The organism is Rhizobium sp. 10N414 (assembly GCF_056394785.1).
In genome coordinates this window covers 68565-93887 of the sequence record NZ_JBFTIN010000005.1, presented here as the reverse complement: position 1 = coordinate 93887, position 25323 = coordinate 68565, and the positions used below count along the sequence as shown (strand labels likewise).

The following is a 25323-nucleotide window of genomic DNA, read 5'->3' as shown; positions in this document are numbered from 1 at the left end:
GCCGGCGTTTTGGCCGAAAGCCGCGATCAGCGCAAGAGCCTCCGGCTCAGCGACCGAAGGCTTGCACGGGCTGCCGTCGATTTGACTGAGCGGCGTGAAGGGCAACGCGTGCATTTGCCTGCAGCTGCGATGCCGTCGTTGCGTCGGCGCTTAGAGCAATGCCGAGCGAAATCGTAAGGCCCGAGCGGGCAGCGTTGTCGGATGCCGCGAATGTCATGTGATCTTCTACCGACGCTCGGAGGCGATCGGCAATCGCCAGAGCTTCCTGCATCCCGACATTGGCGAACAGGAAGGCGAACTCGTCACCATCGGTGCGCGCAACAAGATCGTTCTTCTTGATCGACTTGCGGAAGAGATCCGCGAGCTTCTTCAGGAGGCGCGTGCCGATCTGTGTGCCGTAGCGGCTGTTGAATGCCTTGAAGTCGTCGACGTCGACCATGATGAGGGCGCTGCCGGCAGCACCTTCCTCCCGGTCGTAGAGATCGGCGATCGCCTTATTGAGGGCGATGCGGTTGGGGATCCCTGTGAGCTTGTCGGTGACCGACGCGGAATGAGCAGCAGCGATACCAAGCTCGATTGCTTCAAGGCGTTCGACGTCGCTCTCCAGCCGGGCCTCGATCTCCTTTTCCGAAGCGAGCACGTTTGAGAGGGAGGTCGACAGATACTCCATCTCGCTCATGAAGGAGCCGAGGCTTTGGTCAGGTTTTCCTGCAATGGATTGCAATGCTGTTTCTGCAGCGCGCAGGAATGCCTGCTTCTGGCGCAAGCTGTCCGAAAGTCGGTCCGCCGCGTCGCGCAGCATCCTGCTTGTCTCTGCATGCGAGATTTCGCTTGAGAGACCGCAATGGCTGACGAGCCGATACTTCAGGCCGATTTCATCGAGCGAGGCTTGCCGCGGGCTTGGCCCGAGCGCCGCGATGTCCTGTGCTAGGGCAGCATTCTGGCCGATGATCGCCTCGTACAGGAGTTCGTAGTTGCGCGGCAGGCCGGCAATCGCGAGCCGCGTCATATGCTGGGCGATCCGCTGAATATCGGTGGGGGCGGCGGGCGGGCGCGGTGCGGCTTCTCGTTGTACCTGTGAGTTTGGCGCAGTTCGCATGACGTTCCCCTCGTGCCGACTGTGGCGCCGGCGGTTGGCTTCTCTATGCAACTACCGCGCTAAAAATAGCTTAAATTCGGTCGTTTGTAGTTGAATTGTGGTGCTGAACAGTGAAACGCGGTTAATGGAGCGTATCCATCTGACATTTACTGTCCTGGCGGACGTTGGATGTTGGTTGTAGCGGAACCGGTATCGTGTGGCGAAGCGCGTGTTGGAGACGTCGCTATCAGTCGACGAGGGGCAATCGTTACATGACAGGCGCGTGAAATTGCCCATGCCCACTTGTTTTCAGGCTATCGGGCGGGTAAACACCGCCCACTTTTCCCACGAAATAAAGGAATTTGACCCATGGCGATTGAACGCACTTTCTCGATGATCAAGCCGGACGCAACGAAGCGCAACCTGACGGGCGCTATTACCAAGATGCTCGAAGATGCCGGCCTGCGTGTCGTCGCCTCCAAGCGCGTCTGGATGAGCAAGCGGGAAGCTGAAGGCTTCTACGCCGTTCACAAGGAACGCCCGTTCTTCGGCGAACTCGTTGAAACCATGACCTCCGGCCCGACCGTCGTTCAGGTTCTGGAAGGCGAAGGTGCCATCCTCAAGAACCGCGAAGTCATGGGTGCGACCAACCCGGCAAACGCTGACGAAGGCACGATCCGTAAGGTTCACGCCCTTTCGATCGGCGAAAACTCGGTTCACGGCTCGGACGCTCCGGAAACCGCTGCCCAGGAAATCAAGTACTGGTTCTCCGACACCGAAATCGTCGGCTGATTCAGGCTCTCAGCGAAACCGCTGAAGCTTTTGAATTGACTGAAAGCCGGGGCTTTGCTCCGGCTTTTCTACGTTGAAGGACAGGTTGCGGCAGTATCGTAGTCCACGGTGCCGTCAGGTTTGAAAACCTCGGGGTTCTTCGTATAGAGCGGCCCAACGACGAGGGGCTTGCCGGGCATGACCGACTGATCGAGGCTGGAGATCACCTCGGTCTTCAGGCTCTGCAAGGTTTCGCCCCTGGCATCGACGAGGCGAACGTTCACCGCGTAAGGCTTATCCTTCTTGACGCAATGAAGTGCGGGGCTCTGCAGCGTGATCTTGTCCCAGAACGGATAGATCTTTTCGTTTGTGACCAGCACGTCACCGCCCGCCGGGTTCTCGAACTCCGCGATGGCGACGGTGCCTTCCGGTATCGGCGCCTTCTTGTTCAGGGTCACGACATAGGTCGCGACCGCGATCCTGTAGTTGAAAACGAAGACGCGACCGCTGATCTCGACCAGCTTGTCGGTCTCTCGCTGGCATCCCGTCAGCATTGCGGCTGCAACGGAAACGGCCATCAACAGCGCTTTCATGGCGCTTCCTCCTCTTTCCTGCGGCGATAGTGGCGGCTCGCCTTGGCGCGATTGCCGCACACCGCCATGTCGCACCAGGCGCGACTTCTGTTCTTGCTCCGGTCGATGAAGAGCCAGCCGCAGTTGCGGCAGATCTTCATGCGCTCGGGATCCGGCATCGCGATCAGCCGCAACACCGAATGCGCTGTTGCCGCATCAAGGCCGTTTGCTCCATTGGCGCCACGCAACGTGCGCGCCAGCGCTTCCAGAAGATCGGCGAGCAGCCGGTCATCGGTTTCGCCTGAAACACGAGTCCGGAAATACCTGTCCGTCGCCTCGCGCAACTCCAGAAAGTTTCTTTTGTTCTGTGGGGCCGGAGCGGCCATGTCGCCGAAGAGCGCCCGCTCAGCGCAGAATTCCGCCGCTGCCTGCGGAAAGGCTTCCAGTTGAGCGGGTGCTTCGAAACGGTCGATCCGTCGCGCCCCGTCATGGCGAAGCACGACGCTGTTGGCGACATCCAGCGCCAATGCGCCTCCGGAAAAGCGGTGTGGGGTCCAGGCAAAGCTCATGATGAAAATATAACTGGTAAAATAAGTTTTGCTAGTTATGATTTATGCAATCAGGAGCTTTTGATGGCCTATCTGCTGCAGCAATTGGCGAACGCGGTACCGCTGGCTGCGCTCTATGGTGCGCTTGCCTTTGGCTACGCCGTCGCCTTCGGGGTCACTAAGCGTGCGGACATCACCTATGGCGCGATCTTCGCGTTCTCGGGCCAGATTCTCCTGCTTTTCACGGATCTTGGCTACAACAGGCTCTGGTTGATCCTGCCGGCTGCGCTGGCGCTGGGGGCTCTGTTCTCGCTCATCTATTCGATGCTGGCCGCGGTCTGGATTGGCCGTTCCATCATGCTGCCGCTGGTTCGCCAGTCGTCGAACACCGTGATCGTCGCGGCGCTCGGCATCACCATCGTGCTGATGGAGACGGCGAGGCTCGCATCCGACACCAAGAGCCTATGGCTTTCGCCGTTCCTGAACAGCGTCGTCGTCTTCTGGAATGACGGGGCGTTTAAGGTGACGCTCACTGAGATCCAGCTGATCAATACCGCATTGATGTGCGCCATGATCGCGCTCGGCGTTGCCGTCATGAGGCTGACCTCCTGGGGCCGCGTCTGGCGGGCCGTGACCGACGATCCCCTGGCCGCAGAATTATGTGGCACCAGCGCCGATCGCGTCTTTCTCGTCGCCTACGCGGCGGCTGCCCTGATCGCCACGGCATGCGGCATTCTTGCGACCTTCTATTACGGCACGATGGATTTCGGTGCTGGCCTGATGTTCGGCCTCAAGGTGCTGATGGTGGCAGCCGTCGGCGGATATTCAGATCCGTTGAAGTCGGCCGGCGGTGCCGCCGGTCTCGGTGTCGCGGAGACGATGTGGAGCGCTTACGGCCCTTATCTCTGGCGTGACCTTGTGGTGTTCTCGCTGCTCGTGCTTCTTCTCGTCCTCAGCCGGAGGGAGCGGGCGATACCCTGACTATTTCCATTTGTCGCGGGCAGCGTCATCCGCATCCTTGGCCGCGACCCATCCGCCCGTCGAACCATCCTTGCCGTGCTCCTTCTTCCAGAAGGGAGCGGCTGTCTTCAGATAGTCCATCACGAAGTTCGCGCCATCGAACGCGGCCTGCCGATGCGGCGCCGCGGCGATGACAAGCACGATATTCTCCCGTGCGGCGATCTTGCCGTAACGGTGGATGGCGGTCAGCCCGAGGAGCCCGAAGCGCTCGATCGCAAGGTTGGCGATCCGGCTCATCTCGGCCTCGGCCATGCCCGGATAGTGTTCGAGTTCGAGTGCTGCAAGCTTGCCGCCTTCGTCACGGCACAGGCCCGAGAATGTGACGATCGCGCCGATGCCGCTGGTTTGCGTACTGAGCCGATCGACTTCCGCCTGAAGGTCGAAGTCCTCGCGTTGGACGCGAATATAAGGCTCGACCTTGCTGCTCACTTCAGCCTCCGGTCATCGGCGGGAAGATGCCGATCTCCCTGGCGTTGCCGATCGGTTCGTCATGCTCGACGTGCTCCTGGTCGACCGCGACGCGGATGACGTCTGGAAACTGAAGCGCGGTCTCATATTCTTCGCCCATCGTCTTCAAATGATTCAGAAGGTCGGCAACGGAAACGACGGAAGAGGGCAAGGTCATTTCTTCTTCGGCCTTGCCGATCCGTTCGCGCACCCAGGCGAAATAGACGAGCTTTGTCATTCTTCATCATCCACGATGTGCTTGAGGCCCGCCCGGAAATAGTCATAGCCGGTATAGATCGTCAGCAGTGCTGCGATCCAGAGAAGGCCGATGCCGGTCTTCGTTGTGTAAGGGAAGATTTCGTCGCCAGCAGGGCCAGCGAGCAGGAACGCGATCGCAACCAGCTGCACCGTCGTCTTCCACTTGGCAATCCGTGTCACGGGCACGCTGACCTTCAGGGCCGCCAGATATTCGCGCAGACCGGAGACCAGGATCTCGCGGCAGAGAATGGTGATTGCAGCCCAGATCGACCAACCGGCAATCGTCTGGTCGGCCGCTACCAGGAGAAGAATGGAGGCGACCAGCAGCTTGTCGGCGATCGGATCGAGCATTCGGCCGATGTTCGACGTCTGGTTCCATATGCGGGCGAGATAGCCGTCGAGAAAGTCGGTGATCGACGCGATGATGAAGATCCACAGCGCCACCCATCGTGCCGTATTGCTGATCGCCAGCTTTCCTTCGAGGAAAAAGCACAGCACGATCAACGGTACTGCCAGAATGCGGCCATAGGTCAGCAGGTTCGGTATATTATATGCGCGCGATGCCATGAAACATGTCTCTGAAGTTATGTGCTCGTAGATGACGGCTTTGAGCGTAAAGCGTCAACATTCTTTCTATTTTTTCGCTGCCTTTGCGTGGAATTTGCGACTGACGCCACCTATTTCGCGGCGTCATCATGAAAATGATTATAAACCTGCTTGGCGACGGTCTCCGAAATGCCTTCGACGGTCATCAGATCGGACAAAGCGGCGCGGGAGACCGCTTTCGCGGTTCCGAAGTGCTGCAACAGGGCGCGCTTGCGCGACGGTCCGATCCCGCCGATCTCATCAAGCGGGTTCTTGACCATCTCCTTCTTGCGCCGGGCGCGATGCGAGCCGATGGCGAAGCGGTGCGCTTCGTCGCGCATGCGCTGGATAAAATAGAGTACGGGATCGCGCGGCGGCAGCGTGAAGCTCTCGCGTCCCGGTGGGAAGAAGCGCTCGCGCCCGGCGTCGCGGTCGACGCCCTTGGCAACGCCGATGGCGATCACACTGTCGGTGATCCCCAATTCCTCAAGGATCGCACGCACGGCCGTCATCTGTCCCTGGCCGCCGTCGATCAGGATGACGTCGGGCCAAGCGGGGAAGGGCATGTCGGCGGCATCCGCCGGCGATGCCGGTTGGCTGCGATCGGGAATGCCTTCTTCTTTCAGCAGACGCGAGAAGCGTCGTGTCATCACCTCGCGCATCATGCCGAAGTCGTCGCCCGGCGTGATGTCGGTCGATTTGATGTTGAACTTCCGGTACTGGCTCTTCACGAAGCCTTCCTGTCCCGCGACGACCATGCCGCCGACCGCATTGGTGCCCATGATGTGCGAGTTGTCGTAGATCTCGACGCGCTGTGGCACATAGGGAAGCTTGAAGGTCGCCTTGAACCCCTCGAGCAACCGCGATTGCGACGCGGTTTCAGCGAGTTTGCGGCCATGCGCCTCGCGGGCATTGGCAATCACGTGCTCCACGAGGTCACGTTTCTCTCCGCGCTGCGGAATGAGGATCGATACTTTGTGTCCGGCCTTTTCGCCGAGCGCGGCAGCGAGCAGTTCGAGTTCCTCGACGGTCTCCGACAGCAGGATTTGCTTCGGTACCGGCTTGTCGTCGTAGAACTGCGCGAGGAAGGCGTTCAACACCTCGGCAGCCGAGAGCTGCGGGTCAGCCTTCGGGAAATAGGCGCGGTTGCCCCAGTTCTGCCCAGTGCGGAAGAAGAACACCTGGATACAGGAGATCCCGCCCTCATGATGGATCGCAAAGACATCCGCCTCTTCCACGCCCGCGGGGTTGATGCCCTGGTGACTGGAAACATGCGACAGCGAAGCCAGGCGGTCGCGGTAGACGGCGGCGCGTTCGAAGTCGAGATCCTCGGCAGCGACATTCATCGCCTCGGCCATATGCTCCTTGATTTTCTGGCTCTTGCCGGAGAGGAAATCCTTGGCCTCCTGCACGAGCTCGGCGTAGCCCTCGTCACTGATCTCATGCGTGCATGGCGCCGAACAGCGCTTGATCTGGTAGAGAAGGCAGGGGCGGGTGCGCGTCTCGAAGACGCTGTCGGTACAAGTCCTGATGAGGAAGGCGCGCTGCAGCGAGTTGATCGTCCGACCGACGGCGCCGGCTGACGCGAAGGGACCGAAATAGTCGCCCTTGCGAGCGCGGGCGCCGCGGTGCTTGAAGATGGCCGGGGCGCGGTGGTCCCCCGTGATCAGAATGTAGGGAAACGACTTATCGTCACGTAAGAGCACATTAAAACGAGGCCGCAAGCGCTTGATAAGATTCGCTTCAAGCAGCAGCGCTTCCGTCTCGGTGCGGGTCGTCACGAACTCCATGTTCGCCGTCAGCCGTACCATCTGGGCGATCCGGTTGGAGTGCACGCGCCCGAGCGCGTAGTTGCTGACGCGCTTCTTCAGGCTGCGGGCCTTGCCGACGTAAAGCACGTCGCCGGCTTCGTTGAACATGCGGTAGACGCCAGGGCTGTTGGGCAGTCGCTTGACGAATTCGGCGATCAGGTCGGCGCCGACGAGGCCGGTTTCGTTCACCCCGCCTTCGTTCCAATCGATCGCAGTCGTGGTGGGCGCAGCGGAGACGTCGCTCTCCACTTCGATTTCGTCGTCTGCGTCGTCCGTTTCGTCGTAAAGAACGCCGCCATCCGGCAGCTTTCTTGAATTCATTCCGTAATCTCCGCCACATCGGGCGTCTGCCAGGCAAGATGCTGGCCGCCATCCAGGGCAATCATTTGACCGGTGATCGAGGGCGTTTCGTAGAGGAAGCGAATCGTTTTGCCGAATTCCCCGAGCTGCGGCCCTCGTTTGAGGATAAGCGCTGAAACCTGCGCTTGGAAGTCTTCTTGCGACTGTCGCTCGCTCGGCATCGAGGGGCCGGGACCGATCGCATTGACACGGATACGCGGCGCGAGCGCCTGCGCCATGGTCTGCGTCGCCGTCCACAGGGCGGACTTAGACAGTGTGTAGGAATAGAAGCTCGGCCGCAGCGCCCAAACGCGCTGGTCGATGATGTTGACGACGAGACCATCCGTCTCGTCGGGCAATTGCGCCGCAAAGCCGGCCGACAGAATCGAGGGGGCGCGAACATGGACCGCGAAGTGCTCGTCCCAGGCGTCGGCATCGATGTGGCGGACGGAGTCCTCGTGGAAAACAGAGGCGTTGTTGACGAGGAGATCGATTGGCCCGATCGCTTCCGATGCCCTTTTTATCAGGTCGCTCGTCTCGCCAACTTCCGTAAGGTCTGCCCTTACGGCAATCGCCCGGGAACCGTTTTGCCGCAATTCCGCCGCGAAATTCTCGGCCTCCTCAATCGAGCGGCTGGCATGGATTGCGACCGCAAAGCCATTCGCAGCCAAATCCACAGCGATTGCCCGGCCTATTCTTTTCGCCGCGCCCGTCACCAGCGCCGTTCGAAGTCTTTTCTTGTTCAAAATAATGCCTTTTCGCCGCGCAACTCTGTTCGCTGCTTATATAGGCGCGGGAGAAGATGAGATAAATAGCCGTTTTCATTGCGATGTTGCCGGAATTACTGTATGTATTATTTAAGAATATAATTCCGTAAAATAAGTATTCATGATTTAACCATTCATTATGGTTAACAAATAGTCTGTTGCGGCAAAGCAACATCGAATTTCAGCCGCCCCCGCGCCACAATCAAATCACAATTTGGCTCTTTCAAATCCTCAATTGGGCATCAATTTCCCTTCCGAACCGCAAGGGACATTTGTAATAACCCGCGAATGCTTCGCTGTAGGACAGTTGACGAAGGGCGCGGGTCTGAAAGGAGACGAGTATGCGTACGTTTATTGCTAGCCTGTTGGTTTCGACCGTTGCCCTTGGTGGGTTTTCCGCCGCTTATGCAGCCGATGCCGTTGATCAGATCCCGGAAGCTCCGGTTGCACAGAATGAGCCGGCTCCCGCTGCCAACTGGCAGGGCTTCTACCTCGGTGGTGCCGGCACCTACAACATGGGCGGCTTTGGCAACAAGTACAACGCGCGTGCGCTCGGCGGCCAAGTCTACACCGGCTACAACTGGCAGGCTGGCCAGATCGTTTACGGTGCCGAAGCCGACATCGGCTATTCCGGTGCTGACGGCGCTGCTGGCGGCGGCGAAGGCAAGAACGAAGTCAACGGCTCGATCCGCGGCCGTATCGGCTACGACCTGAATCCGTTCCTGCTGTACGGCACGGCCGGTCTCGCTGCAACCAAGAACAAGTTCAGCAACGCCGCTGGCTCCGACACTGACACGTCGCTCGGCTACACGGTTGGTGCAGGAGCGGAAACCTTCGTCACCAACAACATCACGGCCCGTGTCGAGTACCGCTACACCAACTACGCTGACAGCGACTTCCACGTCGGCGGCGCGAACATTTCGCGTGGCTACGACGAGCACAGCGTCAAGGTCGGTATCGGCGTCAAGTTCTAAGCCGAACATCGAATGCGGAAAAGCCGGGTTCCCATCCCGGCTTTTTTGTTTCTGCGATGAACTGCTTGCGGCCTATTTGGGAAAGTCAGTCGAGACGGCAAGCTCACGCCATGCAGCGAGTTCTTTGGCGACATGGGCGTTCTTGGCTTCGATCACCGCCACGGTATCGCTCCCGAAGGGCATGCGCAGCGGAGGATTGTCCGAATGCGCCAGCGTGACCATCGCCTTGGCAAATCGAGCAGGGTCGCCGGGCTGCTGGTGGTTATGGCCGGCTGCGAATTCGCGCATCGCGCCGACCGGCGTCTCCTTGTAGTCGGCAATCGAGCTGGGACTAACGGCCAGTGAGCTCTCGTCGAGGAAGTTGGTGCGGAAGAAGCCGGGCTCGACGACCGTCACCTTGATGCCGAGTGGGGCCACTTCAGCAGCGAGAGCCTCGGAGATACCTTCGACCGCGAACTTGGTCGAGCAATAGATACCCCAGCCGGCATGCGACTCGTAGCCGCCGATGGACGAGATATTCAGCACCTGCCCCGAGCGCTGGCGACGCATGTGCGGCAGGACCGCGCGGGTGACCTTCAGCAGGCCGAAGACGTTTGTTGCGTAGAGCTTTTCGATCTCCTCAGTGGTTGCTTCTTCCACGGCGCCGAGCAGGCCGAAACCGGCATTGTTGAGCAGGATGTCGATCTTGCCGAAGCGCTTGACGGCTGCTTCAGTTGCCTTGTGCGCCGAGGCTTCGTCCGTCACGTCAAGCGACACGGCGAGCAGATTGGGATGATTGCCGAATTTCTCTTCAAGACCCTTCGGGTTACGCGCCGTAGCGACAACGGCGTCGCCGGCATTGAGAGCTTCCTGGGCGATGAGGGCGCCGAAACCACGCGATGCCCCTGTAATGAACCAAACACGCATGACGATCTCCTTTGTCCGTTGCGCTGCGATTTGCTTACGGAGTGAAGGTAGCGTATTGGCATAACTGAGAGAATTTACGTTGTGTTTCATAGGGTGCTGAGAAAAATTCATCAATGAAACGTGTCCGTTCGACCGATCTTGCGATTTTCCTGGCGATCGCCAACCACCGAAGCTTCAGGAAGGCATCGGTCGAACTGGGTGTCACGGCGTCTGCCCTCAGTCACGCGCTGCGGGCAATCGAGGAACGGTTGGCAGTCCGCCTCGTCAACCGGACGACCCGTGGCGTAGCTCTGACCGAGGCCGGCGAGCGACTGTACGACCGCATCCGACCGGCATTCCTCGACATCGATGCAGCCCTCGACGATCTCAACAGCTTCCGCGGCCAACCGCATGGCAAGCTGCGCATCAATGCGGCGCGGGTCTCCACCAAGCTTGTGCTGTTGCCGATCGTCTCTCGTTTCCTGAAGGCCTATCCATCCGTCGAGGTCGAGATTGTCATCGATGACGGACTGATCGATATGGTGTCATCGGGCTTCGATGCCGGTGTGCGCTTTGGCGAAAGCATCGAGGCCGATATGATTGCGGTGCCGATCGGTCCGCGCCACCGTTTTGCGGTAGTTGCCGCGCCGAGCTACTTCGAGAGCCGGAACCGTCCGTTGACGCCGCACGATCTGCGTGACCACGAATGCGTGCGCTACCGCTTTGCCGGTGGCGCCTTCTATCGATGGGAGTTCGAGCGCGGCGGCATCGAACTGGAGATCGAAGTCAGTGGTCCCCTGACATTGGGCGATCAGGACATTATCCAGGATGCCGTGCTGCGCGGTTGCGGTCTCGGATACCTTTTCGAAGAGCAGGCGCAAGCGGCGATCGCAGAGGGCAGGCTGATACGCGTGCTGGAAGATTGGTGCCCTTTCTATCCGGGCTTCTTCCTCTATTATCCGAGCCGCCGGCAATTGCCGACGGCGCTCCGGGCCTTCATCGATTTCGTCAGGGCCGACAAGGGAACGTCTCAGGTCTGAGGTTTCAGTTCGCCGTAGGCGGCAAACTTCTTTTCGAATTCGCGGCCCCAGCCGATCAGTTCGGCATGATCGGCTTCCCATTGTTCCTTGAAGCGCAGATCGAGATACCCGAGCGTGGCGGCAAGCGCGAAGTGGCCGCCGTGCAGCCGCTTGCCGATCTTTGGCAGGTGCACACTGAGATGGTTCAAGCCGCTGACGGCCTTCTTCCACTGCCGGTCGATCCACGGCTGGTGGACCTTTTCCTCGTCGCGGAAGCGCCGCTCATAAACGATCGCCAGCAGGCAATCGCAGATACCGTCGCATAGTGCCTCGAGGATTTCCGCCTCGGTCCGCTTGCCGTTCTTGGCAGGGTAGAGCTTCTTGCCTTTCAGCCGGTCGAAATAGTGCATGATCGCGACGCTGTCGAAGATTGACAGCCCATCGTCGGTTAGCAGTGTCGGGATTTTGCCGAGCGGATTGTTATCGACCAGGATCGCCGGGCCGGCATTGGTATCCACTCGGATTTCGATGGCGTCGAGCTCCAGATAGCGCGCCGCCATGCGCACCTTGCTGGAATAGGGAGACGTCGGTGCGCAAAGGATCTTCATGGTCATTCTTCCATACGGTCATGTCTTGGCGCGACTATTTCGCGCCAGCTAGAGTCGGTCAATCGTCCTTTGCCGCCTTGGTTTCGCCGCGCAGCCAAAACGCTCGATGCGACGCGTAGCGATCCTGTGCAAGATGGTCCTTGAGCGCGGGTAGAAGCGCATGCAACTCGTCCTTCAGCGTGAAGGGCGGATTGACGATGATCAGGCCGGAGCCGGTCAATCCGTTGATCCCCCGGTCGCTGCGGACGATGAGCTCGGCGCAGAGAATCTTCGGAATGTCGAGGGCCTGCAGCGCCTCGTGGAATTCCTTGATCGGCGCCCCCTTCTTCAGCGGATACCACAGGCAATAGGTGCCGCCGGGGAAGCGGCGATAGGCTTTCGCCAAACCATCCACAAGGCGTTCGTATTCGCCATCTTCCTCGAACGGCGGATCGACCAGGACGATGCCGCGTTTCTCCTTCGGCGGCAGGTGTGCGCCGAGCGAGAGCCAGCCGTTGAGCTCGGTGATCCGCACCTGATGATCGCCCTCGAAAAGCCGATGCAGCCGGGCAAAGTCCTCCGGATGCAATTCCATCGCGGAGAGCCGGTCCTGCGGTCGAAACAGCATGCGGGCGAGCTTTGGAGAGCCGGGATAAAGGCGGATGCCGCCCTCCGCGTTTAGCTCACGCACGGCGGATAGATAGGGCTCCAGCAACTCGGCGACCTGTGGAGCAAGCTCTGTGTCCAGGAGCTTGCCGATGCCCTCGCTCCATTCACCGGTCTTTTGAGCCTCCTCGGAGGAGAGGTCGTAAAGCCCGATGCCGGCATGCGTGTCGAGCACGCGAAAGGCCGCATCCTTCTTCTGCATGTAGCGGATCAGTCGCGCCAGGACGGCGTGCTTGAGCACATCGGCAAAATTGCCCGCGTGGTAGATATGGCGGTAGTTCATTTTCGCTGATGCCCGTGATGAATTCACCTGATCGACGACATTTGTGGCTTTTGGCCGGTTTCCGGTTCGAATATAGAAAAGCCATGAACATTGCGACCCCCATTCACGCCAAATCCGCCAAGTCGAATGTTAGGCTCGGTCACACCGCCTGTCCGCACGACTGTCCCTCCACTTGCGCGCTGGAGGTGGAGATCGGCGACGATGGCCGCATGGGCCGTGTGCGCGGAGCAAACAATCACAGCTACACCTCGGGAGTGATCTGCGCGAAGGTCGCGCGCTACGCCGAGCGCCTCTATCATCCGGACCGGCTGATGCACCCGCTGCGCCGAACAGGCGCCAAGGGGGCAGGGCAGTGGCAGCAGATTTCCTGGGACGATGCGCTGGATGAAATCGCCGAAGCCTTCGTCAAGGCGGAAGCCAGGGACGGCAGCGAAGCGATCTGGCCCTATTTCTACGCCGGAACGATGGGCTGGGTTCAGCGCGACTCGATCGAGCGCCTGCGCCACGCCAAGCGCTATTCCGGCTTCTTCTCGTCGATCTGCACCAACCCGGCCTGGACCGGTTTCACCATGGCGACGGGAACGCTGCGCGGACCCGACCCGCGTGAGATGGGCGGCACCGATTGCGTCGTGATCTGGGGCACGAATGCGGTGTCCACCCAGGTCAACGTGATGACCCACGCGATCAAGTCCCGCAAGGAGCGCGGCGCCAAGATCGTCGTGGTCGACATCTACGACAATCCGACGATGAAGCAGGCCGACATGGCGCTGATCGTCAAGCCGGGTACGGATGCCGCGCTGGCATGCGCCGTCATGCACATCGCCTTCCGCGACGGCTATGCCGATCGCGAGTACATGGCAAAGTATGCCGACGATCCTGCCGGCCTTGAAGCGCATCTGAGGACGAAGACGCCCGAGTGGGCCGCCGCCATCACCGGCCTTTCCGTTGATGAGATCGAAGCCTTCGCGCGCCTCGTCGGCATAACGAAGAAGACCTATTTCCGCCTCGGCTACGGCTTTACCCGCCAGCGCAATGGCGCGGTTGCCATGCATGCGGCGGCCTCGATCGCGACGGTGCTCGGCTCCTGGCAATACGAAGGCGGCGGTGCCTTCCATTCCAACAGCGATATCTTCCGCATGAACAATGCGGAACTGACCGGCAAGGCGATGAAGGATGCGGATATCCGCATGATCGACCAGTCGCAGATCGGCCGCGCGTTGACTGGCGATGCCGTGGCGCTCCGCCATCGCGGCCCGGTGACGGCAATGCTGATCCAGAACACCAATCCGGTGAACATCGCCCCCGAACAACGGCTGGTGAAACGCGGCTTCGCTCGCGAGGACCTCTTCGTCGCGGTGCACGAGCAGTTCATGACGGAGACGGCCGAGATGGCCGACATCGTCATTCCAGCAACGATGTTCGTCGAGCATGACGATATCTATCGCGCCGGGGGCCAGAACCACATTTTGCTCGGCCCTAAGCTGGTTGAGCCGCCGGAGACCGTCCGGACGAACCTGTTCGTGATCGAAGAACTGGCAAAGCGTCTCGGTGTCGCCGATCGCCCCGGTTTCGGTTTCACGGCCCGCGAAATGATCGATCGGCTTCTCGAAGCCAGCAACCTGCCGGGATACGACCATTTCCTCGAACACAAATGGTTCGACCGTCAGCCGGATTTCGAGGATGCGCATTTCCTCAAGGGCTTCGCGCATCCTGACGGCAAGTTCCATTTCCGCCCGGACTGGGTCGACGGCCCTGCGCCGAACAAGCCGCCGGCCGCTGTCGGTGCTCTCGGACCATACAAGCAGCTGCCGGCGTTTCCGGATCAGGTCGATGTTATCGAGCTTGCCGATAGCGAGCATCCGTTCCGCTTGGCAACGTCGCCGGCGCGCAACTTCCTGAATTCCAGCTTCTCCGAGACGAAGACCTCGCGCCAGAAGGAAGGGCGGCCGGAACTGATGATGAACCCCGCCGATGCGACGGCAGGCGGCATCGAGCATGGCGACCTCGTGCGGATCGGAAACAACCGTGGCGACCTTCGGATCCATGTGCGCGTCACCGAGGAGGTCAAGCCGGGCGTGTTGATTGCCGAAGGCCTCTGGCCGAACAAGGCGCATATCGACGGTGAAGGGATCAACGTGCTGACCGGCGCCGATCCGGTCGCGCCCTATGGCGGCGCGGCGGTCCACGACAACAAGGTCTGGCTCCGCAGGGATGTTGCATGACGAAATTTGACAAGGCAAAAGCCGAGATCGTTAATGAAAAGACGCTCTCGAACGGCTGGACGCGCCTGAGCGACTTCCAGATCGACTATACGGATTCCGACGGCGAGACGCATCGGTTGCAGCGCGAGGTCTACCATCGCACGCCGGCGGCGACGATCCTGCTATACGATCCGAAGCGAGACACCGTTGTCCTCGTGCGGCAGTTCCGGCTGCCGGTCTTCCTGCATGGTGAGCCGGCCTGGGTCATCGAAGCCCCGGCAGGGCTGTTGGATGGTGATGCCCCGGAAGTGGCGATCCGCCGCGAAGCTGAAGAAGAAACCGGCTTTCGCGTCCGCGATGTGCGCTTCCTTTTCAAGGCCTACAGTTCGCCGGGCTCGAGCATGGAACTGCTGCATTTCTTCGCCGCGACGTTCGACACCACCGATCGGGTATCGGATGGCGGCGGCCTTGCTCACGAGCACGAAGATATCGAAGTTCTGGAAGTGCAGCTCGACAAGGCGATGGCGATGATCGAGCGTGGGGAAATTGTTGATCTGAAGACGATTGCGTTGCTGCAATGGGCCACATTGAACCGCGGGTCGCTGCGATAGCCGCAGGTTCAATCATGCGCGGTTCGTCGTTCACACCGATGTCATGAATCAGCGCTACGCGCTCCGCCTTGTCATAAATACGCGCTTGGAGAAAAACCGATGTGGCTCAGCAATTTTACTCTCGTCCTTCCAGATGAGATCGTGAGCCGCGGCTCGGTGCGCGTCGAGGACGGCGTAATCGCTGAAATCAGGCCGGAACCGGTCGCCAACACCGCAATCGATGGTGGTGGGCGCTTGCTGATGCCGGGCTTCGTGGACCTTCACGGCGACATGGTGGAGCGCGAGATCGCGCCGCGCCCGAATGCGCCGATGCCGATCGATTTCAGCATCCATGAACTGGATAAGAAGCTGGCCGCTGCAGGCGTCACGACGGCGTTTGCCGCCGTCTCCTTCGCAACGGAAAGCGTCTACGGCCATGTCCGCTCGCTTGAGACCACCTCGGCCGTCATCGAGGGTATCAACCGACTCCAGGATGATTTGCTTATCGATCACCGCGTCCATGCGCGCTATGAGATCACCAACCTCGGTGCCGCGCCGGCGCTCGAGAAGCTGCTTGAAGCCGGCCACGTCGACATGGTCTCGCTGACCGACCATACACCGGGGCAGGGGCAGTATAACAACATCCAGAGCTACATCCTGAGCATTGCCGAGCGCCGGGCCATTTCCGAGGAGATGGCCGCCGAGATGGTCGCCAAGCGCATCGAGATGCGCAACAATCCGGAGATCGAGATCAAGCTGAAACAGGTCGTCGATCTCGCCCTGAAACACAAGCTGTCGCTCGCCTCCCACGATGACGATAGCGCCGAGAAAGTCGCGCAAATGCACGATCTCGGTGTCACGATCAGCGAATTTCCGGTGACGCTTCCGGCGGCGGAAGAAGCGCGGCATCGCGGTCTCTGGACGCTGATGGGGGCTCCGAACGCCCTGCGCGGCCAGTCCATGTCCGGCAATCTCAGTGCGATCGATGCAGCAGCCGCTGGCCTGCTGACCGTCATCGCTGCCGATTATCATCCCGCGGCCTTCGTGCCCGGCATCTTCAAGATTGCCGACCGCACGAGCCTGCCTTACGCCGTTGCCATGGCGACCCGTAATGCGGCGCGTTCCGCAGGTCTTCTGGATCGCGGCGAGATCGCCGTTGGGCAGCAGGCGGATCTCGTGGTTGTTGAAGCCGGCGACGTGCACCGCATCCGCGCGACGTTCCGCAAAGGCCGTTTCGTTTACAGCGACGGCACCCTGCACCAGCCTCGGGCGCTTGCCGCCTGAGGCCAAGAGCATGTCTCCGAAAGTGGGAACCGCTTTCAGGACAAACACATGCGTGAAAGCAAAAAACTAAGGTAGGGCAAGCGAAACCAAAAGATCGCGCCGTGCTTTAGGCCCCTTCGCCGATCAGCGAGATAACGCTGCTACGTTCCGCCGGCGCTGCCGCAGCGCCGGTGCTGACGGCCTTGCCGCCCTCCATCTTCACCTTGCCGTGGGCAAGGAGCCGCAGCGCTTGCGGGTAGAGTTGATGCTCCACGGTGAGCACACGGGCGGCCAAGCTTTCTGCACTGTCGTTGGAGAGGATCGGAACGGCGGCCTGGCCGATAACCGGGCCCTCGTCCATGCCTTCGGTCACGAAGTGCACGGTGCAGCCGGCGATCCGCATGCCGGCGTCGATCGCTCGCTGGTGGGTATGCAGACCCGTGAACAGCGGCAGCAGGGAAGGGTGGATATTTATCATCCGGCCCTCGTAGCGCTGGATGAAGGTGCCGCTCAGAAGCCGCATATATCCCGCAAGGCAGAGGATGTCAGGCGATAGCTCATCGAGCGCGGCAAAGATCGCTCCTTCGTGCGCTTCCTTGCTGGCATAATCCTTGCGAACGAAGGCAAAGCTCGGAATGCCCTCGGCTGCCGCCTTGGCAAGCCCTCCGGCATCGGCCCTGTCGGAGATCACCCCGACGATTTCCGCCGGATAGTCGGCAGCCTTGGCAGCGGTGACCAGCGCCATCATGTTGGAACCGCCGCCGGAGATGAAGACGACGGCGCGTTTGCGTGACGTCGTCATATGGCGAGCGTACCCTTGTAGAGCGTGCCGGCCGCGCCCTCGGCGCGGGCAATCATCCGGCCGAGCGTTACGACCGTCTCGCCTTCAGCTTCAAGAGCGGCAGTGACGGTTGCGACGTTCTCAGCCGAAACGACTGCGATCATGCCGACGCCGCAGTTGAAGGTGCGCAGCATTTCATTGGCTTCAACGCCGCCGGTCTTCGACAGCCAGGAGAAGACGGCCGGAACTTTCACGGACGTAAGGTCGATCTCGGCTGCAAGGTGCTTCGGCAGGACGCGCGGAATATTCTCCGGGAAGCCGCCGCCGGTGATGTGCGCCAGTGCCTTGATGGCCTTGGTTTCGCGGATCGCCTTCAGCAGCGGCTTTACATAGATGCGGGTCGGCGTCAGCAGCGCTTCGCCGAGGCTCTTGTCTTCCGCGAACGGAGCCGGGGCATCCCAGGCGAGGCCCGAAATCCCGACGATCTTGCGCACCAGCGAAAAGCCGTTGGAGTGAACGCCTGAGGAGGCAAGGCCGAGGATCACATCGCCTTCGGCGATGTCGCCTGACGGCAGCAGCTGGCCACGCTCGGCAGCGCCGACGGCAAAGCCTGCAAGGTCGTAGTCGCCGGAGGAGTACATGCCCGGCATTTCGGCAGTCTCGCCGCCGATCAACGCGCAACCCGCGTCGCGGCAGCCGGCAGCAATGCCCTCGACGATCGCCGCACCCTGGTCGGGATCGAGCTTGCCTGTCGCAAAGTAGTCGAGGAAGAACAGCGGCTCTGCGCCCTGGACCACAAGATCGTTGACGCACATGGCGACAAGATCGATGCCGACGGTATCATGATAATCGGCGTCGATGGCGATCTTCAGCTTGGTGCCGACGCCGTCATTGGCGGCAACGAGAACCGGATCCGTGAAGCCGGCAGCCTTGAGGTCGAACAAACCGCCGAAGCCGCCGATCTCGCCGTCCGCGCCCGGACGGCGCGTCGAGCGCACAGCCGGCTTGATCTTCTCCACCAGAAGGTTTCCGGCATCGATGTCGACGCCTGCGTCGCTATAGGTCAGGCCGTTTTTTCCAGACTGGCTCATACTGCTCTCCGATGGCTGCGCGGGGGCGGGAAATGTCACCGCCTCAATATTTGGGTCGCCATTGCATGACACGGGCCTACATGCAAGGGATTGCATGGAAAAAGCCCCAATTTCCCGCTCTTTTGACGCAGGCCCTCTGGATTTTTAGCGCCGGGGTTGACCATTCTCTCGGCCACATCCTATGTGCTCGAAAGGTTGCATCTGTATGGTGCGAAAGATCGAGACAGTCGATCAGCGGGGAATGTGATGCCACAGCAGGTTAGCGGGGCAGGTCTGAAGCGCCAGGTGATCTTCTGGCTGATCGTTCTTGCCTTCTTCATCGGCTTCCTTTTCATCTTCAGCTCGATCTTGTTGCCGTTCCTGGCCGGGATGGCACTGGCCTATTTCCTCGATCCGGTCGCGGACCGGTTGGAACGCCTTGGGCTGAGCCGCCTCATGTCGACGATCGTCATACTGATCGCCTTCATCATCATGATCGTGCTGGCCCTGATGATTTTGATACCGGTCTTGGCGAGCCAGTTCAGCGACTTTGCCGGTCGCCTGCCGGGCTACATCGAGCAGTTGCAGACATTTATCACGAACTCGCAGAACTCCCTCATGCCGGATTGGGTGAGGAACCAGCTCGGGACGATCAAGAACAACTTCTCCGAAATCCTGTCGCAGGGATTTGGATTGCTCACCGGTCTCTTCGGCCAGGTCTGGAGTTCCGGCCTTGCCGTCGTCAACGTGATCTCGCTGATGATCGTTACGCCCGTCGTGGCCTTCTACATGCTGCTTGATTGGGACCGCATGATCGCCAAGGTCGATCAGTACATTCCCCGCGACTACGTGGCGAACGTCCACCAGATCATGCGTGAAATCGATCAGGCGATCGCCGGGTTCATCCGCGGGCAGGGCTCGCTCTGCCTGATCCTGGGCGTCTGGTATGCGGTTGGCCTGTCGTTGGTCGGTTTGAACTTCGGCCTGTTGATCGGCCTGTTTGCGGGCATGATCAGCTTCATTCCCTATGTGGGGTCCTTGGTGGGGCTTGTTCTTGCCGTCGGCGTTGCCATCGTTCAGTTCTGGCCGGACTACATCTGGGTCGGCGCGGTGCTCGCGGTCTTCTTCAGTGGCCAATTCATGGAAGGCAACATCCTGCAGCCGAAGCTGGTAGGCCACAGTGTCGGGCTGCATCCGGTGTGGCTGATGTTCGCCCTGTTTGCCTTTGGTGCGTTGTTCGGCTTTGTCGGTCTGCTGGTTGCCGTCCCGGCGGCAGCGGCCGTTGGCGTGCTTGTCCGCTTTGCCCTTTCGCGCTACCTTCAGAGCGATCTTTATGCCGGCCACTCGAAAGAGGGCCAGGTCGGCAAGACAAAAGCTGATCCCAATGACTGATGTGAAAAACGCTGGTCCAAGGCGCACCGCCGTCGAGCAGCTTCCCTTGGCTTTTTCGCACGATGCTGCGACCGGGCGCGATGATCTCTTGATCTCGGAACGGCTTGCCGCTGCAGTCTCCATCGTTGATGCCTGGCCGAATTGGCCTTCTCCCGTGGTGATCCTCGCCGGTCCGGTGGGCTCGGGAAAATCGCATCTCGCGAATATCTGGAAGGACCATAGCGGCGCCGTAGAGATCCATCCGAAGGCCGGCGCCAACGCGGCTATTGATGCGGCGAACGGTCCCGTGCTTTTCGAGGATGTCGATCGGGTAGGGTTCGATGACAACGAACTCTTCCATGTCATCAACAGCGTGCGGGAGAACGGCCACAGCCTTCTGATGACAAGCCGCCTCTGGCCCATGTCGTGGCCGGTGGAGCTGCCGGATTTGCGCTCGCGCCTCAAGGCCGCGACCGTCGTCGAGATTGGCGAGCCGGACGAGGAACTGCTGTCGCAGGTCATGGTAAAGTTGTTTGCAGACCGCCAGCTTTATATTGATGACAAACTGGTCCTCTATATCGTTGTCAGGATGGAACGATCGCTGAATACGGCTCAGACGATCGTCGACAGGCTGGACCGGCTCGCCCTCTCTCGCGGCACAAAGATTACCCGAGCTCTGGCCGCTGAAGTGTTGAATGAATTGGGTAATTCGGAACCGTCGGATTGACTGTCACAGTTCCGTCGTGAAACTGATATAATTCGCTTGGCCGAATGAAACGGGACAATCAGACCATGGACAGCGCAGTCACGGAGCATCACGAACCCACTCCGGAAACCGATGAGACTGCGCCTTCGCTAGAAGAACTGCTGGCTAGCCCCGAGCGCTTCATCAACCGCGAGTTCTCATGGTTGCAGTTCAATCGCCGTGTTCTCGAGGAAACGCTGAACACTGAGCATCCCCTGCTCGAGCGGGTCCGCTTCCTGTCGATCTCGGCCGCAAACCTCGACGAATTCTTCATGGTGCGCGTTGCCGGTCTGGAAGGGCAGGTACGTCAGAATATTATGATGCGCTCGCCGGACGGCAAGACGCCGGCCGAACAGCTCGATGCTATCCTCCAGGAGATCGACAATCTGCAGATGGAGCAGCAGGCATCGCTTGCCGTGCTCCAGCAGTACCTCGCCAAGGAAGACATCCTGATCGTGCGTCCGGGAGCTCTCAGCGAATCCGATCGCGCGTGGCTCGCGACAGAATTCGAGCAGGCGATCTTCCCGGTGTTGACGCCGCTGTCCATCGACCCGGCGCATCCGTTCCCCTTCATCCCGAACCTCGGCTTCTCGATCGGCCTGCAGCTTGTCAGCAAGAGCGGCCGCGAACCGATGACAGCGCTGCTGCGCCTGCCTCCGGCTCTCGACCGCTTCGTTCGCCTGCCGGATGATCGCAATACGATCCGCTACGTCACGCTTGAGGACGTGACGAACGTCTTCATTCACCGGCTCTATCCTGGCTACGAAGTGCAGGGCTCGGGTACGTTCCGGATCATCCGCGACAGCGATATCGAAGTCGAGGAAGAGGCCGAAGACCTCGTGCGCTTCTTCGAAACCGCGCTGAAGCGCCGCCGCCGTGGATCGGTGATCCGCATCGAGACCGATTCCGAAATGCCGGCGTCGTTGCGCCAGTTCGTCGTGCAGGCGCTGAACGTTCCCGACAATCGCGTCGCGGTTTTGCCGGGCCTCCTTGCGTTGAACACTCTCTCCGAGATCACCAAGGCACCGCGCGACGACCTTCGATTTCCCCCCTACAATGCGCGATTTCCCGAACGCGTCCGCGAGCACGCCGGCGACTGCTTCGCTGCCATCCGTGAAAAGGACATGGTGGTTCACCATCCCTACGAGTCTTTCGACGTGGTGGTCCAGTTCCTGCTCCAGGCTGCGCGCGATCCTGACGTCCTGGCGATAAAGCAGACGCTCTACCGCACGTCGAACGACAGCCCGATTGTGCGTGCGCTGATCGACGCGGCCGAATCCGGGAAGTCTGTCACCGCTCTGGTGGAGCTGAAGGCACGGTTCGACGAAGAGGCAAATATTCGCTGGGCCCGCGATCTGGAGCGCGCCGGCGTACAGGTCGTTTTCGGTTTCATCGAGCTCAAGACCCACGCCAAGATGTCGCTGATCGTCCGGCGGGAAGAGGGCAAGCTGCGCAGCTACTGCCATCTCGGCACCGGTAACTATCATCCGGTCACCGCGAAGATCTATACCGACCTGTCGTTCTTCACGTGCAATCCGGTGGTCGCCCACGACATGGCGAACATCTTCAACTTCATTACCGGCTATGGCGAACCGGAAGAAAGCATGAAGCTTGCGGTCTCGCCTTACACGCTACGCACCCGAATCCTTCGTCACATCGACGAGGAGATCAAACACGCCAAGGGTGGTGCGCCGGCGGCGATCTGGATGAAGATGAATTCGCTTGTCGACCCGGAGATCATCGACGCGCTCTACACGGCAAGCCGCGCCGGCGTTGAGATCGATCTCGTGATCCGCGGCATCTGCTGCCTGCGTCCACAAGTTGCCGGTCTCTCTGAAAATATCCGCGTGAAATCGATCGTAGGCCGTTTCCTGGAGCATAGCCGCATCTTCTGCTTCGGCAATGGTCACGGGCTGCCGTCGGACAAGGCGCTGGTCTATATCGGCTCGGCCGACATGATGCCGCGTAACCTCGATCGCCGGGTCGAAACGCTGGTACCCTTGAAGAATCCGACGGTTCACGAGCAGGTCCTGTCACAGATTATGCTCGGCAATATCATTGACAACCAGCAAAGCTACGAGATATTGCCCGACGGAACGTCAAGGCGCATGGAAGTGCGCAAGGGCGAAGAGCCGTTCAATGCGCAGCAGTATTTCATGACCAACCCCAGCCTGTCCGGCCGTGGCGAAGCCTTGAAATCCAGTGCACCCAAGCTGATCGCCGGTCTGCTTTCTGGCCGAAACAACAAGTAATATTGGACCTGCATGGTTGAATCAGAAGCCCAGGGGCGCCTTCCCGGTATTGCCCCGGTCTCCGTCGTCGACATCGGGTCGAACTCGATCCGTGTGGTCATCTATGAAGGCATGTCCCGATCGCCGACGATCCTTTTCAACGAAAAGGTGTTGTGCGGCCTCGGACGGGGCATCGCGCTGACCGGAAAGATGGACGAGGCAAGCGTCGAGCGCGCTCTGGCGGCTTTGCACCGGTTCAAGGCTTTGTCCGATCAGGCGCGCGCTGCCACCATGTACGTTCTCGCGACCGCGGCTGCCCGCGAAGCATCGAACGGCCCCGACTTCATCCATCAGGCCGAGACCATTCTTCAGCGCAAGGTCCGCGTTCTCTCCGGCGAGGAAGAGGCGAAATTCTCCGCCCTCGGCATTGTCAGCGGCTTCTATGCGCCAGACGGTATTGCCGGTGACCTCGGCGGCGGTTCGTTGGAATTGATTGACATCAAGGGCAAGGAAGTCGGCAAGGGGGTTACCTTGCCGCTCGGTGGGCTTCGTCTGTCCGAATATGCCGGCGGCTCGATGGAGAAGGCCAGGACGTTTGCTCGCAAGCATGTGAAAACAAGTTCGAAGCTGCTGGCGAAGGGGGCTGGGCGCACTTTCTATGCCGTTGGCGGTACCTGGCGAAACATCGCGAAGCTGCACATGGAAATGACGGAATATCCGCTGCACATGATGCAGGGTTATGAGGTTCCGTTCGATGCGATGATGCAATTCCTCGATCAGGTGGAGATTGCCAAGGACTCGAAGGATCCTGCGTGGATGGCCGTTTCGAAGCATCGCCGTGCGCTGCTTCCCTTCGGCGCGGTTGCCATGAAGGAAGTCCTGAGCGCGATGAAACCCTCTGTCATCTCGTTCTCGGGGCAGGGCGTGCGTGAAGGCTACCTCTATTCATTGCTCTCCGAGAGCGAGCGCCGCAGCGATCCACTGCTGGCGGCCGCTGGCGAACTCGCCATTCTGCGCGCCCGTTCGCCGGAACACGCCAGGGAGCTGGCGGACTGGACAGGCCGCATGATGCCCTATTTCGGCATCACGGAGACGGAAGAGGAGGCGCGCTATCGCCAGGCTGCGTGTCTGCTTGCCGACATCAGCTGGCGCGCGCATCCCGATTACCGCGGCCTGCAGGCGCTGAACATTATCGCTCACTCATCCTTTGTCGGCATCAGCCATCCTGGCCGCGCCTTCATTGCGCTGACGAACTACTACAGGTTCGAAGGGCCTTATGACGATGGCGCCACGGGGCCTCTTGGTACGATCGCAACGCCGCGATTTATCGAGCGCGCCAAGCTCCTCGGCGGCCTGCTGCGTGTCGTCTATCTCTTTTCGGCATCGATGCCCGGCGTCGTGCGCAATCTCACCTTCCAGAAATCGTCCAAACCCGATCTCGACCTGGAGTTCGTAGTGCCGGCGGAATATCACGACTTTGCAGGTGAGCGTCTCGATGGCCGGCTGCAGCAGCTTGCCAAGCTGGCGGACAAGCGTCTGGCTTTCCGCTTCGAATAGCACTCGGCGCGGAACTGACGTTCCGCGAAAGCCGACCAACGGATGGCCCATCGACGTCCGGTGATCCGAAGGCTGGCGCTGCGGATAGCGGGAGACCGCATGCCCCGATGCCTGGCCCGCCAATATTGCCGATGCATGCAGCGTAGCGCAGTCCGGCGGCTATCGGCGAGGTTGACGTATCTGTTTGACATGCTTCAACTGGCCAATGACACAAACGAAATGCGGGCAGAGACATGATCACAGATATCGAGGACTTCTTCACGAAGGGATGCGGACGCTGCGAGCGCTTTGCGACTCCGGACTGTTCGACGCGGCAATGGATCGACGGCCTGAACGACCTTCGCCGAATTTGCCTCGAGGCCGGGCTCGTCGAGACGGTGAAATGGGCGCATCCCTGCTACATGCACGAAGGCCGCAATATCGTGATTCTCGGTGCCTTTCGCAGCGACTTTCGCGCCACGTTCTTCAACGCAGCGCTCATGAAGGATTCCGAAGGCGTTCTCGAGAAGCAGGGGCCGAATACCCGGCATCCCGACATGATCCGCTTTGTGGACAACGCCCTAGTGGCAAAGATGGAACCTGTCATCCTGTCCTACCTTAAGGAGGCGATGGGATATGCAGAGGCAGGCATTAAACCGCCAAAGGAAGAAAGCGAACTCGAATTGCCTGACGAGTTGGTCGAGGCATTGGACTCCGACCCTGAACTTGCAGAAGCCTTTCACGAATTGACGCCCGGGCGACAGAAGAGTTACGTGATCAATCTCAACGGGGCGAAGACGTCCGTTACGCGCACGTCACGCATTGTGAAGTTTCGCGATCACATTATTGCCGGAAAGGGCGCGACCGAGCGCTGAGCCGAACTTTCGAACGTCCGTAGATCGAGCATTCCAGTCAAAGAAGCCCC

Annotated in this window: 25 protein-coding genes; 12 read left to right on the top strand and 13 right to left on the bottom strand. The window is 60.2% G+C overall.

Going from position 1 to position 25323, the window contains the following annotated elements; genetic code table 11:
* Positions 1–46 precede the first annotated feature (46 nt).
* Complete coding sequence (locus AC1DE4_RS07585) at positions 47–1099, bottom strand: GGDEF domain-containing protein (protein WP_477880817.1); 1053 nt, start codon at positions 1097–1099, stop codon at positions 47–49.
* A gap of 348 nt (positions 1100–1447) precedes the next feature.
* Here AC1DE4_RS07585 and ndk point away from each other — a divergent pair, with 348 nt between their 5' ends.
* The gene (gene ndk, locus AC1DE4_RS07580) at positions 1448–1870 is read left to right on the top strand and encodes a nucleoside-diphosphate kinase (protein ID WP_018116857.1); all 423 of its coding nucleotides are present in this window, start codon (positions 1448–1450) and stop codon (positions 1868–1870) included.
* Positions 1871–1938: 68 nt separating this feature from the next.
* Here the strand turns inward: ndk and AC1DE4_RS07575 are convergent, their stop codons facing one another.
* Both AC1DE4_RS07575 and AC1DE4_RS07570 read right to left on the bottom strand, forming a co-directional pair.
* Entirely contained in the window at positions 1939–2442 is a 504-nt protein-coding gene (locus AC1DE4_RS07575; protein ID WP_018859163.1) for a hypothetical protein, read from the bottom strand.
* The gene (locus AC1DE4_RS07570; RefSeq protein WP_029792498.1) at positions 2439–2990 is read right to left on the bottom strand and encodes a CGNR zinc finger domain-containing protein; all 552 of its coding nucleotides are present in this window, start codon (positions 2988–2990) and stop codon (positions 2439–2441) included. The genes AC1DE4_RS07575 and AC1DE4_RS07570 overlap by 4 nt, the downstream gene beginning before the upstream one ends.
* Before the next feature lie 63 nt (positions 2991–3053).
* Here AC1DE4_RS07570 and AC1DE4_RS07565 point away from each other — a divergent pair, with 63 nt between their 5' ends.
* The gene (locus AC1DE4_RS07565) at positions 3054–3950 is read left to right on the top strand and encodes a branched-chain amino acid ABC transporter permease (RefSeq protein ID WP_029792500.1); all 897 of its coding nucleotides are present in this window, start codon (positions 3054–3056) and stop codon (positions 3948–3950) included.
* Here the strand turns inward: AC1DE4_RS07565 and AC1DE4_RS07560 are convergent, their stop codons facing one another.
* From AC1DE4_RS07560 to AC1DE4_RS07540, 5 genes are all read right to left on the bottom strand, one after another.
* Positions 3951–4418 carry a molybdenum cofactor biosynthesis protein MoaE gene (locus AC1DE4_RS07560; RefSeq protein ID WP_018859166.1) on the bottom strand — a complete coding sequence of 156 codons (468 nt, stop codon included), beginning with the start codon at positions 4416–4418 and terminating at the stop codon, positions 3951–3953.
* Position 4419: 1 nt separating this feature from the next.
* A complete protein-coding gene (moaD, locus tag AC1DE4_RS07555; RefSeq protein ID WP_018116862.1) occupies positions 4420–4674 on the bottom strand; it encodes a molybdopterin converting factor subunit 1 in 255 nt (84 codons plus the stop codon).
* Positions 4671–5261 carry a CDP-diacylglycerol--glycerol-3-phosphate 3-phosphatidyltransferase gene (gene pgsA / locus AC1DE4_RS07550; protein WP_018116863.1) on the bottom strand — a complete coding sequence of 197 codons (591 nt, stop codon included), beginning with the start codon at positions 5259–5261 and terminating at the stop codon, positions 4671–4673. Before pgsA ends, moaD begins: the two co-directional genes overlap by 4 nt.
* A gap of 110 nt (positions 5262–5371) precedes the next feature.
* The gene (gene uvrC / locus AC1DE4_RS07545; protein ID WP_029792502.1) at positions 5372–7411 is read right to left on the bottom strand and encodes an excinuclease ABC subunit UvrC; all 2040 of its coding nucleotides are present in this window, start codon (positions 7409–7411) and stop codon (positions 5372–5374) included.
* The gene (locus AC1DE4_RS07540; RefSeq protein ID WP_025659805.1) at positions 7408–8175 is read right to left on the bottom strand and encodes an SDR family oxidoreductase; all 768 of its coding nucleotides are present in this window, start codon (positions 8173–8175) and stop codon (positions 7408–7410) included. The genes uvrC and AC1DE4_RS07540 overlap by 4 nt, the downstream gene beginning before the upstream one ends.
* A gap of 362 nt (positions 8176–8537) precedes the next feature.
* Here AC1DE4_RS07540 and AC1DE4_RS07535 point away from each other — a divergent pair, with 362 nt between their 5' ends.
* Positions 8538–9170 (top strand): outer membrane protein, encoded by a 633-nt coding sequence (locus tag AC1DE4_RS07535; RefSeq protein WP_018116866.1) that lies wholly within the window; start codon positions 8538–8540, stop codon positions 9168–9170.
* Positions 9171–9242: 72 nt separating this feature from the next.
* On the opposite strand, the gene AC1DE4_RS07530 is transcribed toward AC1DE4_RS07535, so the two are convergent.
* On the bottom strand, positions 9243–10076 hold the full coding sequence (locus AC1DE4_RS07530; RefSeq protein ID WP_169681057.1) for an oxidoreductase: 834 nt from the start codon (positions 10074–10076) through the stop codon (positions 9243–9245).
* A gap of 113 nt (positions 10077–10189) precedes the next feature.
* Here AC1DE4_RS07530 and AC1DE4_RS07525 point away from each other — a divergent pair, with 113 nt between their 5' ends.
* Entirely contained in the window at positions 10190–11095 is a 906-nt protein-coding gene (locus tag AC1DE4_RS07525; RefSeq protein ID WP_029792504.1) for a LysR family transcriptional regulator, read from the top strand.
* Here the strand turns inward: AC1DE4_RS07525 and AC1DE4_RS07520 are convergent.
* Together AC1DE4_RS07520 and AC1DE4_RS07515 are read right to left on the bottom strand one after the other, a co-directional pair.
* Complete coding sequence (locus AC1DE4_RS07520; protein ID WP_018116869.1) at positions 11086–11682, bottom strand: glutathione S-transferase; 597 nt, start codon at positions 11680–11682, stop codon at positions 11086–11088. The genes AC1DE4_RS07525 and AC1DE4_RS07520 overlap by 10 nt on opposite strands.
* 58 nt (positions 11683–11740) lie before the next feature.
* A complete protein-coding gene (locus tag AC1DE4_RS07515; RefSeq protein WP_113470724.1) occupies positions 11741–12610 on the bottom strand; it encodes a 23S rRNA (adenine(2030)-N(6))-methyltransferase RlmJ in 870 nt (289 codons plus the stop codon).
* Between the two features lie 83 nt (positions 12611–12693).
* Here AC1DE4_RS07515 and AC1DE4_RS07510 point away from each other — a divergent pair, with 83 nt between their 5' ends.
* The 3 genes from AC1DE4_RS07510 (at position 12694) to AC1DE4_RS07500 (ending at position 16685) form a co-directional block, all read left to right on the top strand.
* Positions 12694–14832, top strand: a complete 2139-nt coding sequence (locus AC1DE4_RS07510; protein ID WP_169681056.1) for a molybdopterin-containing oxidoreductase family protein — start codon at positions 12694–12696, stop codon at positions 14830–14832.
* On the top strand, positions 14829–15422 hold the full coding sequence (locus AC1DE4_RS07505; RefSeq protein ID WP_169681054.1) for an NUDIX domain-containing protein: 594 nt from the start codon (positions 14829–14831) through the stop codon (positions 15420–15422). The genes AC1DE4_RS07510 and AC1DE4_RS07505 overlap by 4 nt, the downstream gene beginning before the upstream one ends.
* A gap of 99 nt (positions 15423–15521) precedes the next feature.
* Entirely contained in the window at positions 15522–16685 is a 1164-nt protein-coding gene (locus tag AC1DE4_RS07500; RefSeq protein WP_169681052.1) for an alpha-D-ribose 1-methylphosphonate 5-triphosphate diphosphatase, read from the top strand.
* 106 nt (positions 16686–16791) lie between these two features.
* On the opposite strand, the gene purN is transcribed toward AC1DE4_RS07500, so the two are convergent.
* Together purN and purM are read right to left on the bottom strand one after the other, a co-directional pair.
* Positions 16792–17466 carry a phosphoribosylglycinamide formyltransferase gene (purN, locus tag AC1DE4_RS07495; RefSeq protein WP_169681050.1) on the bottom strand — a complete coding sequence of 225 codons (675 nt, stop codon included), beginning with the start codon at positions 17464–17466 and terminating at the stop codon, positions 16792–16794.
* Positions 17463–18536, bottom strand: coding sequence for a phosphoribosylformylglycinamidine cyclo-ligase (purM, locus tag AC1DE4_RS07490; protein WP_169681048.1), 1074 nt, complete (start codon positions 18534–18536; stop codon positions 17463–17465). The genes purN and purM overlap by 4 nt, the downstream gene beginning before the upstream one ends.
* 246 nt (positions 18537–18782) lie before the next feature.
* On the opposite strand from purM, the gene AC1DE4_RS07485 reads away from it, so the two are divergent.
* From AC1DE4_RS07485 to AC1DE4_RS07465, 5 genes are all read left to right on the top strand, one after another.
* Positions 18783–19907 carry an AI-2E family transporter gene (locus AC1DE4_RS07485; RefSeq protein ID WP_018859177.1) on the top strand — a complete coding sequence of 375 codons (1125 nt, stop codon included), beginning with the start codon at positions 18783–18785 and terminating at the stop codon, positions 19905–19907.
* The gene (hdaA, locus tag AC1DE4_RS07480) at positions 19900–20613 is read left to right on the top strand and encodes a DnaA regulatory inactivator HdaA (RefSeq protein ID WP_018859178.1); all 714 of its coding nucleotides are present in this window, start codon (positions 19900–19902) and stop codon (positions 20611–20613) included. Before AC1DE4_RS07485 ends, hdaA begins: the two co-directional genes overlap by 8 nt.
* 65 nt (positions 20614–20678) lie before the next feature.
* The gene (locus AC1DE4_RS07475; protein WP_026372047.1) at positions 20679–22883 is read left to right on the top strand and encodes an RNA degradosome polyphosphate kinase; all 2205 of its coding nucleotides are present in this window, start codon (positions 20679–20681) and stop codon (positions 22881–22883) included.
* Positions 22884–22895: 12 nt separating this feature from the next.
* The gene (ppx, locus tag AC1DE4_RS07470; RefSeq protein WP_018116879.1) at positions 22896–24419 is read left to right on the top strand and encodes an exopolyphosphatase; all 1524 of its coding nucleotides are present in this window, start codon (positions 22896–22898) and stop codon (positions 24417–24419) included.
* A 233-nt stretch (positions 24420–24652) separates the two neighbouring features.
* Positions 24653–25273: a YdeI/OmpD-associated family protein gene (locus AC1DE4_RS07465; protein ID WP_018859180.1), complete on the top strand. Its 621-nt coding sequence runs from the start codon at positions 24653–24655 to the stop codon at positions 25271–25273.
* Positions 25274–25323 lie beyond the last annotated feature (50 nt).